Below are 12,938 nucleotides of genomic sequence, written 5' to 3'. Positions count from 1 at the left end.
GGGCACGATGGACCCGTGCTGGAGATCAACCCCTTGACCGCGTCGGACCGCCCGGACTGGGACACCGTGGTCCGCGCCTACAAGCGACACTTCGACTCCGACGTCGACGACACCCTGTACGACCACACGTGGCGCAGACTGCTCGACGGCACCGAGATCCACGGCGCGCTCGCGAGAGTGACCGGGACGCCCGTCGGCCTGGTCCACTACTACTACCACCAGAGCGTCTGGTCGGCGGGCAACTGCTACCTGCAGGACATCTACGTCGACGAGACAGTCCGCGGTCAAGGCATCGGCCAGGCCCTCGTCGACTGGCTGACCCACCAGGCGAAGACCCACGGCGCCGCCCGCCTCCACTGGCACACCACCCAGGACAACACCCGGGCCCGCGCCCTCTACGACAAGGTCACCACCTACAACGGTTTCATCGCCTACGCCCGCCCACTCCACGACTAGCGCTTGGCGTACCGTAAGCGCGAAATCGACGACAGGAGAGTGTGATGTGGGCACTGGTGGTGCGGTTCAACCTGCGCGATGAACAGGCGGCGAAGGGATTCGACGCACTCGTGGCCGAGACCCTGCCAAGGATCATCGCCACCGAACCGGGAACCCTGGTCTACGCCGTCCACGACGTGGCGGACGCCCCCTTGTCGCGGGTCTTCTACGAGGTGTACGCGGACAAGACGGCGTTCGACGCGCACGGGGACCAGCCCCACATCAAGAGGTTCCTGGCGGAACGAGCCCAATACCTGACCGACTTCCGCGTCGAGTTCCTGGAGTCGTTGACCGGCAAGGGCGTCTAGTCACTACGATGCGTGACCAGCCGCCGGGCCTGCTCCGTTCGTCGTCCACCGGGTTCGCCGCGACCTTGCCCGCGCTGCTCGAAGCCATTCTCGGTGGGTTCAGCGCCACCACGATCCGAATGGTCGACTGAACTCGACAGCCGACTCGGGTCGGGCAGACGAACCGGCCGGGTGTGCTGAGGGGGAGCACACCCGGCCAGTTCCGTGGGCTCGTTCCTACAAGCGGAACAAGCCCGGATCCGCCACCACGACGTCCAGCAGCACCGGTCCCGGTGTCGCGAAGGCCGTCTTCAGCGCCTTCTGCAGCTGTTCCGGCGTCTCCACCCGCTCCGCCGGGCAGCCGAAGCCGCGGGCCAGGCCTGCCATGTCGACGCCGCTGAGGTCCCAGCCCGCCTGCCAGGTCTCGCGGTCCTGCTCCTGGAGGTAGTACTTCAGGGACAGGTAGCCCGCGTTGTTCGGGATCACGAACGTGACCGGCAGGTCGTGCTGGGCCGCGGTCCACAGGGCGTGGATCGTGTACTGCGCCGAACCCTCCCCGGTGACGGCCACGACGCGGCGGTCCGGGGCGGCCAGGGCGAAGCCGACGGCGCCCGCGAAGGGGAAGCCGAGGGCGCCGCTGGCGGTGGCGAAGTAGTTGTTGTCCACGCCCAGGGGCAACTGCTCGTGGAAGTCCGCGCGGGCGATGGGTAGTTCCTCGAACACCGCCGCGTCGGCGGGGAGCTCCTGGGCCAGCAGGTGGAACAGGTACGCCTGGGTCAGCGGGGACGACGCCCGCGGGACCTCGTACACCGGCCGCGTCGGTGGGGCCTGCTCGCGGGCTCGTACCAACGGGACCAGGTCGCGCACGGTCTGGCCCGGGGGCAGCACGTAGCTGGTCCCCGCCATCGCCCAGGAGGCGGCTTCCGGGTCGTCGGTGAAGTGCAGGAACTCGACGTTCTCCGGGAGCTGGGGCTGGGGCGTGAGGTCCGGTTCGACGGGGGTGGTGGGGAAGATGTCGGCCGTGGTGAACAGGGTGAACATCGGACTGCCGAAGACCGCCACCACGTCGTGGTCGGCCAGCTTCGCCGAGATCATCTCCGGGATCGGCGGCAGCACGCCCGCGAACAGCGGGTGGTTCTCCGGGAAGCTGCTCCGCGGCCACACCGGACTCCCGTGCACGGTCGCGTTCAGCTTCTCCGCCAGGCTGATCAGGTCGTGCCGGGCACCCTGGGTATCGATGGTCGGCCCCGCGACGATGCCGAGGTTCCTGGCACCGCTCAGTTTCGCCGCCACCTCGGCCAGCACGGCCGGGTCCGGCACCACCGCGGGCACCACGGCCCTCGCCGGCAGCGGGACCGTGCTCGCGGGCCTGCCCCAGTCGTCCTCCGGAACGGCGACGTAGACCGGGCCCTTGGGGACCTGGTTGGCGATGTTGTACGCCTTCAACAGCAACGCGGGCACGTCCTGCGGTCGCGCCGCCTCGGCCGCCCACTTGATGTACGGCTGGGGCAGCTGCGTGGCGTCCCGCGCGTGCAGGAAAGGCTCGCCCTGCAACAGCTTCCGCGCCTGCTGGCCACCGAGGATGACCATCGGCGTGTGGGAGCTGGCCGCGGTGTAGACCGAACCCATGGCGTTGCCCAGGCCGGGGCCGCCGTTGATGACGACCAGGGACGGGGTGTCGGTGGCCTGGGCGTGACCGTCGGCCATGCCGACGACCGTGGCCTCCTGCAGGCCGGTGATGAAGCGGAAACCCGCGGAGGGCCAGTCCTCGAAGAGCTTCATCTCGGTGTGGCTGGGGTTGCTGAAGATCGTCGTCAACCCGAGGTCCCGCAGCAGGTCGAGGGTCGCCTCCCGCACGGTCCGCGCGGTCGCTTCGATGGTCACGGTGCACACACTCCTGGAATTGCCTTACCCGACGAACACTTCCGATGCTCCCGAACCGGACTCGCGACCACCAAGCCCGCGCCCGGTACTGCGTCGACTCGGGCGCGCCGCTACCGGGAGTACGGCACGTCGGCCGGGCGCAGCGCCACGTTGAACACCGCCGTGCCCGGCTGCTGCCGCCGACCGCCTTCGGCCAGCGAACCGGTGTCCAGCGGCGCGAAACCGATGTCCGACACCAGGTCCGACACCACCCGCTTGGCCTCGGGGTCGTCGCCCGCCACGAACAGCGCCAGCCGGTCCTCCGGCGGCGCGGCCAGCACGCGGTAGTACAGCGTGTTGATGGACTTCACCACGCGCGCGCCGGGCAGGTGCGCGGCCAGCAGCTCGCTGGAGGTGGTCTCGCCCGAGTCCAGCTCGGCGATGCGGCCGTCGCGCGGCCGGTCGTAGTTCATCGTGTCCACCACGATCTTGCCGGTGAACAGGTCCGCGGGCAGGTCGCGGTAGCGGCCGAACGGGATGGCCAGCACCACCACGTCGCCGTACGCGATCGCGGACTCGATGGTCGCCGCGTTGCCGCGCGGACCCAGCCCGGCCACCAGACCGGCCAGGGTGTGCGGTCCGCGCGAGTTCGCCACCGCGACCTCGTGGCCCGCGCGCACGAGCAGGCCCGCGACCGTGCCGCCGATGTCGCCGCTGCCGAGGATGCCGATCCTCATCCGAAAGTCCTCCAGGTCGTCGCACTGTCACACGAGCAGGGAACCACCGTCCACGTCGAGCACCGCGCCGGTCACGAACCCGGCCGTCATCAGGTAGACCGCGGCCTCGCCGATGTCGGTCGGGGTGCCGACGCGCCGGGCGGGCGCGGTCTCGGCGAAGCCGCGGAAGATCTCCGCGCGGTCCGCCTCCGGCACCGACGCCCACATCTCCGTGTCGGTCAGACCCGGCCGGACCACGTTGACCCGGACCGGGGCGAGTTCGACGGCCAGCGCGCGGCCCAACGCCTCCACGGCGGCGAAGGCCACCGAGACCGCGGCGCGGCCGGGAGCGGGCCGCACGGCCATGCCGCCGGTGGTGAACAGCAACGACTTCGCGCCCGCCGCCACCGCGTGCCGGGCCGCCCGCCAGGTGCCCCACAGCTTCCCGTCGACGACGCCGCGCGCCGCCTCGACGTCGGTGTCCGCGAACGCCCCGCCGGACGAACCGGGCGTCGCGGTGATCACGAGGTGGTCGACGGCGCGCACCCGCTCGAACAGCGCGGCGACCGACGCGGCGTCGGTGAGGTCGCACGGCAGCGCGCGTACCCGACCGGGGTCCGGCAGCGCGCGGGCGACCCGGTCGGCGACGGCCGCCGGGTCACCGCCCCGGGTCGTCACGACGACGGTCGCACCCCTCGTCGCGGCCGCGCGCGCGACCCCGAGTCCCATGCCGCTGCTGCCGCCGATCACCAGCACCGTCGCACCGCCGAGCGTCACTCGTCGTCCTCCGAGGGGTTGTCAGGACTTGTGGTCGTACTCGTACTCCGCCGCGGCGGGCGCCGGGTCGTCGACGAACTCCGTGACGACCTTGGCCGCGGCGTGGATGTTGACCATCTTCACCCGCCCCTGCGGCGACCCGTGGAAGGCGTGCGGCACCCCGGCGGGCACGACGCACACGTCGTCCGGGGTGGCCTCGAAGATCTCGCCGTCGGCCTCCAGCACCACGGTGCCCTCGGTGATCACGAACAGTTCGTCGTAGGGGTGGCGGTGCCGGTGCGGGCCCAGGCAGGCGGGCACGTCGACGATGAACGCCGACACGGCCGCGCCGTGGTCGCCGCCGTCGAAGATGTAGGCGCCGACCTCGCCGTTGAGCCGGACGGTCGGCAGCGAGTGCTTCTTCACGATGAGCACGGGTCCTCCTTCCACTCCACGTCCGTGGTCTACACGAGCGGGCGGCCGAAGTCCCGTGGAGCTGACGTAGTACGCGGATCACGGTCCCGGATCCACCCGCCGCGGTCATAACGGAGTCGCTCGGTTCGCCGGTGACATCACTTAGTGGTGGCCTGGACCGGGCCGGGGCGTTGACCGGCACGGCTCGCGGCTGTGACGTTGGGGTCCCGAGGAGGAGGACCGTCCAATGAGTACTGACCCAACCGGAACGGGCGTCCGGCTGGTCGAGGCCGCTTGGCGCGGGGACCATGCCGCGGCCGCCGAACTGCTGCGCGAGGGGGCCGGTGTCGACCACCGGGACCCGAGGTCCGGCCTGACCCCGCTGATGATCGCCGCGGGCCGGGCCGACGCGGCCGTGGTCCGGCTGCTGCTCGACGCGGGTGCCGACGTGTACACGACCGACCCGGGCGCGGGCGCGACCGCGCTGCACAAGGCCTGCCAGGGCGGCAGCCTCGAGGTCGTGCACGCACTGGTCGGCGCGGGCGCGTTCGTCGACGCCGTGGTGCCGACCACCGGGCACACACCGCTGATGGACGCCCTGTGGTTCAAGTTCCCCGACATCGCCGCGTTCCTGCTCGACCGGGGTGCCGGGCTGAAGCTGTACACGCACTACGGTTTCTCGCTGCGCGAGCACTTCGCGTACGAGCTGAACGTCAACACCACCGGCAAGGACCTGTTGCTCCTGGCGGAGAAGCACCTCAACGCGCGGCAGACCGCCGACGCCGAGGCCGTCGAGCGGCAGGCGCTGATGGCCGCGGTCACCCGCGACGACGTGGCCGAGGTGCGCTCGCTGCTGGTGGCGGGCGCCGAGGTCGACGAGCGCTTCCCCAGGCTCAACGGCTTCAACGACTGGCACACCCCGCTGCTGGTGGCCGCGCGCGACGGCCACACGGAGATCGCGCGGTTGCTGCTGGCCGCCGGGGCCGACGTCAACGCCGTCGAAGCGACCTTCGGCGCCGTGCCGCTGCACAAGGCCGTGTACAACGGCCACGTCGAGCTGACCCGGCTGATCGCCACCTGGCCCGGTGTCGACCTCGACTTCCAGGGCGCCACCAACGGCTACACGCCGCTGCACGACGCCCTGTGGCACGGCTACGAGGACTGCGCGCGCGCCGTGCTGGAGGCGGGCGCGTCGGTGTCGCTGCTGGGGCACGACGGCAAGACCCCGCTGGACCTGGCCACCGAGGTGTTCGGTCCCGACCACCGCCTCACCGGCCAGATCCGGGCGAGGGGTTGACGCGGATGCTGTTCTACGTGCAGATGAGGTGGAACCACGAGGGCCGCATCTCCCTCGACGAGCTGTGGGACATGGAGGCCGAGGAGGCCGACCACGCCCAGGAGACCATCGATTCCGGCTTCTGCGTCGGCATCTGGAAGGTGGCCGCGCAGAAGCGGATCGTGGCCATCATCGACTCGCCGGACGCCGAGGAGCTCGACCGCACCGCGCTCGGCCGCCTCCCCATGCGCGAGTACCTGGAGTTCGAAGAGGTGTGGCCCCTGCGCGACTACCTCGGCTTCGCCGACGACGTGCGCAAGCGCTACCGCGTCTAACCCCCGACAGGAGTCCTGGCATGATCCACCAACTGATCTTCGCGGCCCCCCGCCCCGGCCTGTCGGTCGAGGACTTCCAGAACTACTGGCGCGAGGTGCACGCGGTCCGGTACGCGTCGAAGATCCCGCAGATCCGCAAGTACAAGATCGATACGACGGTCTCCGGCGTCACCCCGGAACCCCTGTGGTACGGCGTCGCCGAGATCTGGCTGGCGAACGAGACCGACCAGCTGGCCTCCCTGCAGACCGACGAGTTCCTCCAGGGCGCCCGCCTCGACGAACCGAAGTGGGCCGCCTTCTGGCAGACCCTCGTCCTCGACACCGACGCCCACGTCCTGCTGGAGGGCGACATCCCCGGCACGGCCGAACCCGGCGGCGCCAAGCTGATCCGCCTGGCCAAGCGGGCCGAGGGCCTGCCGCTGGCCGACTTCCGCGAGCAGAGCCTGGGGGCGCAGGGCGAGCTGGCGCTGCGGATCCCGGGCCTGCGCAGGTACCTGCAGGGCCACACCAGGGATGGCGCGTACGGCGTGGGCGAGGCGGTGCTGGACGTGGCCTACCAGTACTGGTTCTCGTCGGTGGCGGAGTTGGAGGAGGCGCGCCGGTCGCCGGAGTTCAAGGTGGCGGAGGAGCAGCTGCTGACGATCGCGCGGCCGCGGTACGTGCACGACCTGGTGGTGGAGGAGCACTGGATCATCGGCCCGGACGCCCGCTGACCGGACCTACCGACCTGCTCGCGCCTGCCGGAGAACTCCGGCAGGCGCGGTCGCTCGTTCGGGGGTTGCGGCCTTGTGGTGGAGGTCGTCGAATGACGGGCTGGTCCACCGCGACATGACGTTCGCCGGTGCCGGTAGGGCAGGCGAAGTCACTGTGTGCCGGCGGGGCGAACGGGTGGCTCAGGGATAGGTCGTACTTCGTCAAGTGCACGGAGGGGAACCCGGCTCGTGGAGTAGCGAACGGAGTGTGTTCGCGGGCGAGAAGGCCGGGTTGGTGGGTGGATACGGTGGCGTGGGCTCTCGTGAAGGGAAGGCTTGCGCTGATGGCCGTGGTGGAGCAGGGGATAGCGCCCCGCAGCAAGGTGGCGCTGGGGATCTTGGGGCTGGGTGCGTTCGTCGTCGGGACGGCCGAGTTGGTCGTGGTGGGGGTGCTCGACCTGATCGCCCTCGACATCGGGGTGCGGGTCAGTACCGCCGGTCTGCTGGTGACCGCTTACGCCGTCGGGATCTCCCTCGGCGGCCCGATCGTCACCGCGTTGACGATTCGGTTGGGGCAGCGGGTCTTGTTGTGGGTTTCGTTGGCCGTTTACGTGGTGGGCAACGGGTTGGCGGTGGTGGCCAGTGATTTCGGGCAGATGCTCGTGGCGCGGGTGCTCACCGGGACGATCCACGGGTTGTTCATCGGGGTGGCGAGTTCGGTCGCCGCGGCGTTGGTGCCCGCCGCGTACCGGGGGCGGGCGATCTCGATCGTGTTCGGCGGGATCGGGGTGTCGACGGTCCTCGGCGTCCCGCTCGGCGCGTTCATCGGTCAGGCGCTCGGGTGGCAGGCCGCTTTCGTGGGGATCGTGGGACTCGGGGTGGCCGCGCTCTGCCTCACCATCGGGCTGGTCCCGGCGGTGCCGGAACTCGGCAGCGCGGACCTGCGCTCCCAGGTGCGCCACGCCCTCGCCCCGCGCGTGCTCGGCATGCTGGCCGTCGGGCTCCTGCTGATGGGCGGCCAGTTCTCCGCCTTCACCTACCTCGCCCAGTACCTCGGGCGGGTCACCGGCGTCACGGGCGAGTGGGTGAGCGTCTTCCTCTTCGCCTACGGCATCGCCTGCGCCGCGGGCATCTTCATCGGCGGGAAGTTCGCCGACACCAAGGCGTACACCACCCTGGTGACCGCGAACGTCGTCCTCGTCGGCGTCCTGCTCCTCATGCACTTCCTCGGCGGCTCCCCGGTCGTCGCGATCGCCTCGCTGCTGGTGTGGGGGTTGTTCGGCTTCGGGCTCGTCCCCGCCTTCCAGCTCCGCGTGATCACGCTCGCCGGGGAGGGCGCCGACCTGGCCGCCACCCTGGGCGCTTCGGCGGTCAACGCGGGTATCGCGATCGGGGCGGTGCTCGGCGGATCCGTGGTCACGAACGCCGGTGACCCGAGCCGGGTCTTCCTGGTCGCCTTCGCCGTCTGCGCCGTCGCGCTGCCCTTCACCCTGGCGACCCGCTGGTACACCGCGCCGCGGCGCGCGGTACCGGACGAGGCGGCGGTGGCGGTGTAGGTCCGCCGCACCGGTGGTGCGCCGGGACGACACCCTGCGGTCGTCCCGGCGCACCCGCGCGTCAGCTCTCGGCGCGGTACCGGTGGACCAGCGACACGGCCATCGCGCCCTCGCCGACGCCCGAGGCGATGCGCTTCACCGACCCGGAGCGGACGTCGCCCGCCGCGAACACGCCCGGCATGCTGGTCTCCAGCGGCAGCGGCAGCCGGGGCAGGTCCCAGTCCGGCAGCGGGTCATCGAGGTCCGGGCCGGTCAGCACGAACCCGCGGTCGTCGCGCCGCACCACCCCGTCCAGCCACGCCGTGCGGGGCTGGGCGCCGATGAAGGTGAACACGAACTCGGCCGGGTGCTCCTCCGCCGCCCCGGTGTCCACATCGGACAACGTGATCCCGGTGAGCCGCTCGTCGCCCGCGGTCGCCGTGATGACGGTGCGCGGCCGGACCTCGATGTTCGGCGTCGCCTCGATCTCGTCGATCAGGTAGCGGGACATGCTCTTGGCCAGGTCGTGCGCGCGCAGCAACATGGTCACCTTCGCCGCCGTGCGGGCGAAGTGCAGTGCCGCCTGGCCCGCCGAGTTCGCCCCACCGACGATCCACACGTGCGAGTCCGCGCACGAACTCGTCTCCGACGCCGTCGCGCCGTAGTAGATCCCCGCGCCCTCGAACCGCTCGGCGTCGACAGCGTCAAGTCGTTGGTACGACAGGCCGCTGGAGAGCAGCACCGTGCCCGCGCTGATCTCCCGCCCGTCCGACAGCGTCAGCACCCGCGCCCGGCCCGCGCGCCGCAGACCCACCGCCGACACCGGCGACAGCACCTCGGTGCCGAACCGGCGGGCCTGGTCCACCGCGCGCCTGGTCAGCTCCGCGCCGGTGATCCCGGCGGGGAAGCCGAGGTAGTTCTCGATCCGGCTGGACGTCCCGGCCTGCCCGCCCGGCACGTACGCCTCCAGCAGCACGGTCGAGAGTCCCTCCGACGACCCGTAGACCGCCGCCGCCAGCCCGGACGGGCCCGCGCCGACGATCACGATGTCGTAGTGCGGCCTGCCCGCGTCCCAGGTGAGGTTGAGCGCGGACAGCAGGTCGGTCTGCGTCGGGTCGGCCAGTTCGGTGCCGTCGGGCAGCCGGACGACGGGCCGCACCGGCGCGTGCTCCGGGGCGTCCACCTCGACGAACCGGAACGGCTGGTGCAGCCGGGTGAGGAAGTCCCGCAGCCGGTGCGTGGCCGGGGCGAACCGGTGACCGGTGACGGTGATCCCGCCGTAGGGCGGCTGGTAGTCCGCCCGCCAGTCGTCGAGCAGCTCGTCGAGCACCGGGTACAGCCGCTCGGTCGGCGGCTCCCACGGCTTGACCAGGTAGTGGTGCAGCCGCACCCGGTTGATCGCGTCGATCGCGACCTCCGTGTCGGCATACCCGGTCAGCAGCACCCGCCGCGCGTCGGGGCAGCGGTCCAGCGACTCGGCGAAGAACTCGATCCCGGTCATGTCCGGCATGCGCTGGTCGACCAGCAGCAGCGCGGGCTCCTGGTCCCGCTCCCGCAACCGGTCGATCACCCGCAGGGCCTCCGCCGCCGAACCGGTCGCCACGACCCGGTAGTCGCGCTGGTAGGCCCGGGTCAGGTCGCGGCGGATCGCCCGCAGCACGTGCGGGTCGTCGTCCACGGCGAGCAGGACCGGGCGAGCGGCGTCAGGCATGGCGGTCTCCGCGGGGGTGAGGTCGGGGTCGCCCGGACCGGGGTGCCGGGAAGAGTTTTCCGGGCAGGGCGGTGCGCGGGCGGTAATCGGTCGTTTCGAGCGTAAGCGCGTTGTCGCGAAACGGCCTCCGTGGACCTGACGGAGTGCGCGGGTGATTTCGGGTGGCGATTTCACCGGTAAACGGCAGGCCGCGGCGAACACTTGACGCAATGGCCCACCCACTACTCCGGTTCCCCGCCCGACTTGGGCAAGTGATGCCGCCACCCCGGTCGCCGCCTTGTCGCGGCGGGCCCGGCCGCTGTTCACTCGGTGGCGAAACCGGTTGCCGCGCCCCTTGGGGCGGGCGCAGTGTCGGGTGCACCGGAATAGTCCGCAGGAGAACAAATGCCGAAGAAAATCCTGTTCGTGCTCTCCGAATACGGCTACTGGGGTGAGGAACTGCTCGGCCCGGTCGACGCCTGCGACGCGCGGGGGTACGAGACCGTGTTCGCCACGCCGACCGGCAAGCGGCCCGTGGCGCTGCCGCCGAGCCTGGATCCCGGCTACCTCGACCCGCCGCTGGGCCGTTCGGTCACCACGCCGGAGGTGGCCGTCGCCGCGCGGGCGCTGGACGAGTCCGCGCGCCTGGACAACCCGCTCAGCCTCGCCGACTGGCTGCCGGAGCGCCCGTACTTCAGCTCCGAGAACCACCAGCGCGGCCTGGAGGCCTACTACCGCGAGGTGGACCGCGTCGACGAGGACGTCCTCGCCTACGACGCCATGGTCATCGTCGGTGGCTCCGGCCCGATCGTCGACCTGTGCAACAACGAGCGCGTGCACGAACTGGTGCTGGCGTTCGTCCGCGCGGACAAGCCGATCGTGGCCGAGTGCTACGGCGTCACCTGCCTGGCCTTCGCCCGCGACTGGGACGACCGGGCCAGCATCATCCGCGGCAAGCACGTCACCGGGCACTGCAAGGAGTACGACTACAAGGACGGCACCGGCTTCGTCGGGGTGGACTTCAACATGGGCCCGCCGCCGTTCCCGCTGGAGTACATCCTGCGCGACGCCACCGCCCCCGGCGGCCGCTACCACGGCAACGTCGGCAGGCCGGTGTCGGTGATCGTGGACTACCCGTTCATCACCGCGCGGTCCACACCGGACTCCTTCCTCGCGGGCCGCAAGCTCGTGGAGGTGCTGGAATCCGGCCTGCGCCGCTACGGCTGGTAACACTTCCCGGAGGGGGACCACAGCGATGGACGCACGACCGGGCAAGGTCGCCATCTTCGAGCAGTTCGCCGCCGACGGCATCCGGCACATGTTCGGCAACCCCGGCACCGTCGAGCAGGGTTTCCTCGACGTGCTGGAGACGGTGCCGGGCTTCGACTACGTGATGGGCCTGCAGGAGGCGGTCGTCGTCGGGATCGCCGACGGCTACGCCCGCGCCACCGCCGGGCCCGCGCTGGTGCAGCTGCACTCCGGCGTCGGCCTCGGCAACGGCATCGGCATGCTCTACCAGGCCAAGCGGGGGCACTCGCCGCTGGTGGTGGTCGCGGGGGAGTCCGGGGTCGCCTACGACGCCATGGACGCCCAGATGGCCGCCGACCTGGTCGCGATGGCGCGGCCGGTCACCAAGTACGCCACCCGGGTCGTGCACCCGGACTCGGTGCTGCGGGTGCTGCGCCGGGCGGTGAAGATCGCCACCACGCCGCCGCGCGGGCCGGTGTTCGTGTCGCTGCCGATGGACGTGCTCGACGAGCTGACCGAGGAACCCGCCGTGCCGGGCCCGCGGCTCGACCGGGCCGCCGCGCCGACCCCGGCGGGCGTCGACCGGGCCGCCGCGGTGCTGGCCCAGGCGCGCAAGCCGATCGTCCTGGTGGGCGACGGTGTGTCGGTGTCCGGCGCGCAGGCCGAGCTGGTCGCGCTGGCCGAGCTGCTCGGCGCCCCGGTCTGGGGGGTGGACGACTCCGAGGTCAACATGGACGTCGCGCACCCGCTGCACCGGGGGCAGCTGGGCCACATGTTCGGCGCCAACAGCGCCCGCGCGGTCGCCGACGCGGACGCCGTGCTGGTCGTCGGGACGTACCTGTTCCCCGAGGTGTTCCCCAACCTGACCAGCCCGTTCCGCCCGGACGCCCAGATCGTGCACGTCGACCTCGACGACTACGAGATCGGCAAGAACTTCCCGGTGGACGTGCCCCTGGTCGCCGACCCGAAGCCGACGCTGCGGGCGTTGGTCGACGCCATCACCGACCTGGCCCCGGAACGGGCCGCGCGCGCGGCGTCGGTCGACCACCGGCGGACCCCGAGGCCCGCGATCGGGCCGGACAGCCCGATGATCGAGCGGTTCGCCGCCGAACTGGTCGACCGGGCGGGCGATGAGCTGATCGTCTTCGACGAGGCCCTCACCGCCTCGCCGGGCCTGGTGCGCCAGCTCCGGCCGCACCGGCCGGGCAGCTACCACCTGACCCGCGGCGGCTCGCTGGGCATCGGCATCCCCGGCGCGGTCGGCGCGAAGATCGCCCGGCCGGACGCGCCGGTCGTCGGGTTCACCGGCGACGGCGGCAGCATGTACACCATCCAGGCGCTGTGGACGGCCGCCAGGTACCGGGTCGGCGCCAAGTTCGTCATCTGCGACAACCAGCGCTACCACCTGCTCGACCTCAACATCGAGACCTACTGGCGGGAGCGGGGCATCGACGCCCACGCCTTCCCCGGCGGCTTCGACCTCGGCGACCCGGAGCTCGGCTTCGTCAAGATCGCGGAGGGGCTCGGGGTGCCGGCCATCCGGGTGGCGCGGCCGGGTGACGTCGCCGAGGCCGTGCGGACCATGTTGGCCCACGACGGGCCGTTCCTTGTCGACCTCGTTACCGCGTAGG

At 71.5% G+C, this 12,938-nt stretch carries 14 protein-coding genes; 9 read left to right on the top strand and 5 right to left on the bottom strand.

Annotation, left to right across the window (positions count from 1 at the left end):
• Window positions 1–15 precede the first annotated feature (15 nt).
• The 3 genes from V5P93_RS29165 to V5P93_RS29155 are packed head-to-tail and all read left to right on the top strand — an operon-like array spanning window position 16 to window position 934.
• Window positions 16–456: a GNAT family N-acetyltransferase gene (locus V5P93_RS29165; RefSeq protein WP_181043691.1), complete on the top strand. Its 441-nt coding sequence runs from the start codon at window positions 16–18 to the stop codon at window positions 454–456.
• Window positions 457–500: 44 nt separating this feature from the next.
• The gene (locus V5P93_RS29160) at window positions 501–803 is read left to right on the top strand and encodes a putative quinol monooxygenase (RefSeq protein ID WP_104481188.1); all 303 of its coding nucleotides are present in this window, start codon (window positions 501–503) and stop codon (window positions 801–803) included.
• 8 nt (window positions 804–811) lie between these two features.
• The gene (locus V5P93_RS29155) at window positions 812–934 is read left to right on the top strand and encodes a hypothetical protein (protein ID WP_281261687.1); all 123 of its coding nucleotides are present in this window, start codon (window positions 812–814) and stop codon (window positions 932–934) included.
• An 85-nt stretch (window positions 935–1,019) separates the two neighbouring features.
• On the opposite strand, the gene mdlC is transcribed toward V5P93_RS29155, so the two are convergent.
• The 4 genes from mdlC to V5P93_RS29135 all read right to left on the bottom strand — a co-directional run bounded on the left by mdlC (window position 1,020) and on the right by V5P93_RS29135 (window position 4,552).
• On the bottom strand, window positions 1,020–2,666 hold the full coding sequence (gene mdlC, locus V5P93_RS29150; RefSeq protein WP_181043692.1) for a benzoylformate decarboxylase: 1,647 nt from the start codon (window positions 2,664–2,666) through the stop codon (window positions 1,020–1,022).
• A 110-nt stretch (window positions 2,667–2,776) separates the two neighbouring features.
• Entirely contained in the window at window positions 2,777–3,382 is a 606-nt protein-coding gene (locus tag V5P93_RS29145) for an NADPH-dependent F420 reductase (RefSeq protein WP_104481190.1), read from the bottom strand.
• Window positions 3,383–3,409: 27 nt separating this feature from the next.
• Window positions 3,410–4,138 (bottom strand): SDR family oxidoreductase, encoded by a 729-nt coding sequence (locus V5P93_RS29140; RefSeq protein WP_104481191.1) that lies wholly within the window; start codon window positions 4,136–4,138, stop codon window positions 3,410–3,412.
• Between the two features lie 21 nt (window positions 4,139–4,159).
• The gene (locus V5P93_RS29135; protein ID WP_181043693.1) at window positions 4,160–4,552 is read right to left on the bottom strand and encodes a cupin domain-containing protein; all 393 of its coding nucleotides are present in this window, start codon (window positions 4,550–4,552) and stop codon (window positions 4,160–4,162) included.
• A 226-nt stretch (window positions 4,553–4,778) separates the two neighbouring features.
• Here V5P93_RS29135 and V5P93_RS29130 point away from each other — a divergent pair, with 226 nt between their 5' ends.
• The 4 genes from V5P93_RS29130 (at window position 4,779) to V5P93_RS29115 (ending at window position 8,390) form a co-directional block, all read left to right on the top strand.
• Complete coding sequence (locus tag V5P93_RS29130) at window positions 4,779–5,828, top strand: ankyrin repeat domain-containing protein (protein WP_104481193.1); 1,050 nt, start codon at window positions 4,779–4,781, stop codon at window positions 5,826–5,828.
• A 5-nt stretch (window positions 5,829–5,833) separates the two neighbouring features.
• Window positions 5,834–6,142 carry a muconolactone Delta-isomerase family protein gene (locus tag V5P93_RS29125; protein WP_104481194.1) on the top strand — a complete coding sequence of 103 codons (309 nt, stop codon included), beginning with the start codon at window positions 5,834–5,836 and terminating at the stop codon, window positions 6,140–6,142.
• Between the two features lie 20 nt (window positions 6,143–6,162).
• Entirely contained in the window at window positions 6,163–6,855 is a 693-nt protein-coding gene (locus V5P93_RS29120) for an EthD family reductase (protein ID WP_104481195.1), read from the top strand.
• A gap of 302 nt (window positions 6,856–7,157) precedes the next feature.
• The gene (locus V5P93_RS29115; protein ID WP_146108203.1) at window positions 7,158–8,390 is read left to right on the top strand and encodes an MFS transporter; all 1,233 of its coding nucleotides are present in this window, start codon (window positions 7,158–7,160) and stop codon (window positions 8,388–8,390) included.
• 61 nt (window positions 8,391–8,451) lie between these two features.
• Here the strand turns inward: V5P93_RS29115 and V5P93_RS29110 are convergent, their stop codons facing one another.
• Window positions 8,452–10,080 (bottom strand): FAD-dependent oxidoreductase, encoded by a 1,629-nt coding sequence (locus V5P93_RS29110; protein ID WP_104481197.1) that lies wholly within the window; start codon window positions 10,078–10,080, stop codon window positions 8,452–8,454.
• A gap of 384 nt (window positions 10,081–10,464) precedes the next feature.
• Here V5P93_RS29110 and V5P93_RS29105 point away from each other — a divergent pair, with 384 nt between their 5' ends.
• Both V5P93_RS29105 and V5P93_RS29100 read left to right on the top strand, forming a co-directional pair.
• Window positions 10,465–11,289: a type 1 glutamine amidotransferase domain-containing protein gene (locus tag V5P93_RS29105; protein WP_104481198.1), complete on the top strand. Its 825-nt coding sequence runs from the start codon at window positions 10,465–10,467 to the stop codon at window positions 11,287–11,289.
• A gap of 25 nt (window positions 11,290–11,314) precedes the next feature.
• Entirely contained in the window at window positions 11,315–12,937 is a 1,623-nt protein-coding gene (locus tag V5P93_RS29100; protein WP_104481199.1) for a thiamine pyrophosphate-binding protein, read from the top strand.
• Window position 12,938 lies beyond the last annotated feature (1 nt).

The sequence above is a fragment of the Actinokineospora auranticolor genome, assembly GCF_041897805.1.
In the GTDB taxonomy this organism is placed as follows: domain Bacteria; phylum Actinomycetota; class Actinomycetes; order Mycobacteriales; family Pseudonocardiaceae; genus Actinokineospora; species Actinokineospora auranticolor.
Note: the sequence above shows the minus strand (reverse complement) of the source record. Positions and strands in the feature narration are given on the sequence as shown.

What these genes read in the sequence shown, in the direction of transcription:
- V5P93_RS29120 (WP_104481195.1), top strand. Translation starts at nt 6,163, where the DNA reads ATGATCCACCAACTGATCTTCGCGGCCCCCCGCCCCGGCCTGTCGGTC.
- V5P93_RS29100 (WP_104481199.1), top strand. Translation starts at nt 11,315, where the DNA reads ATGGACGCACGACCGGGCAAGGTCGCCATCTTCGAGCAGTTCGCCGCC.
- V5P93_RS29130 (WP_104481193.1), top strand. Translation starts at nt 4,779, where the DNA reads ATGAGTACTGACCCAACCGGAACGGGCGTCCGGCTGGTCGAGGCCGCT.
- V5P93_RS29160 (WP_104481188.1), top strand. Translation starts at nt 501, where the DNA reads ATGTGGGCACTGGTGGTGCGGTTCAACCTGCGCGATGAACAGGCGGCG.
- V5P93_RS29105 (WP_104481198.1), top strand. Translation starts at nt 10,465, where the DNA reads ATGCCGAAGAAAATCCTGTTCGTGCTCTCCGAATACGGCTACTGGGGT.
- V5P93_RS29110 (WP_104481197.1), bottom strand. Translation starts at nt 10,080, where the DNA reads ATGCCTGACGCCGCTCGCCCGGTCCTGCTCGCCGTGGACGACGACCCG.
- V5P93_RS29155 (WP_281261687.1), top strand. Translation starts at nt 812, where the DNA reads ATGCGTGACCAGCCGCCGGGCCTGCTCCGTTCGTCGTCCACCGGGTTC.
- V5P93_RS29145 (WP_104481190.1), bottom strand. Translation starts at nt 3,382, where the DNA reads ATGAGGATCGGCATCCTCGGCAGCGGCGACATCGGCGGCACGGTCGCG.
- V5P93_RS29125 (WP_104481194.1), top strand. Translation starts at nt 5,834, where the DNA reads ATGCTGTTCTACGTGCAGATGAGGTGGAACCACGAGGGCCGCATCTCC.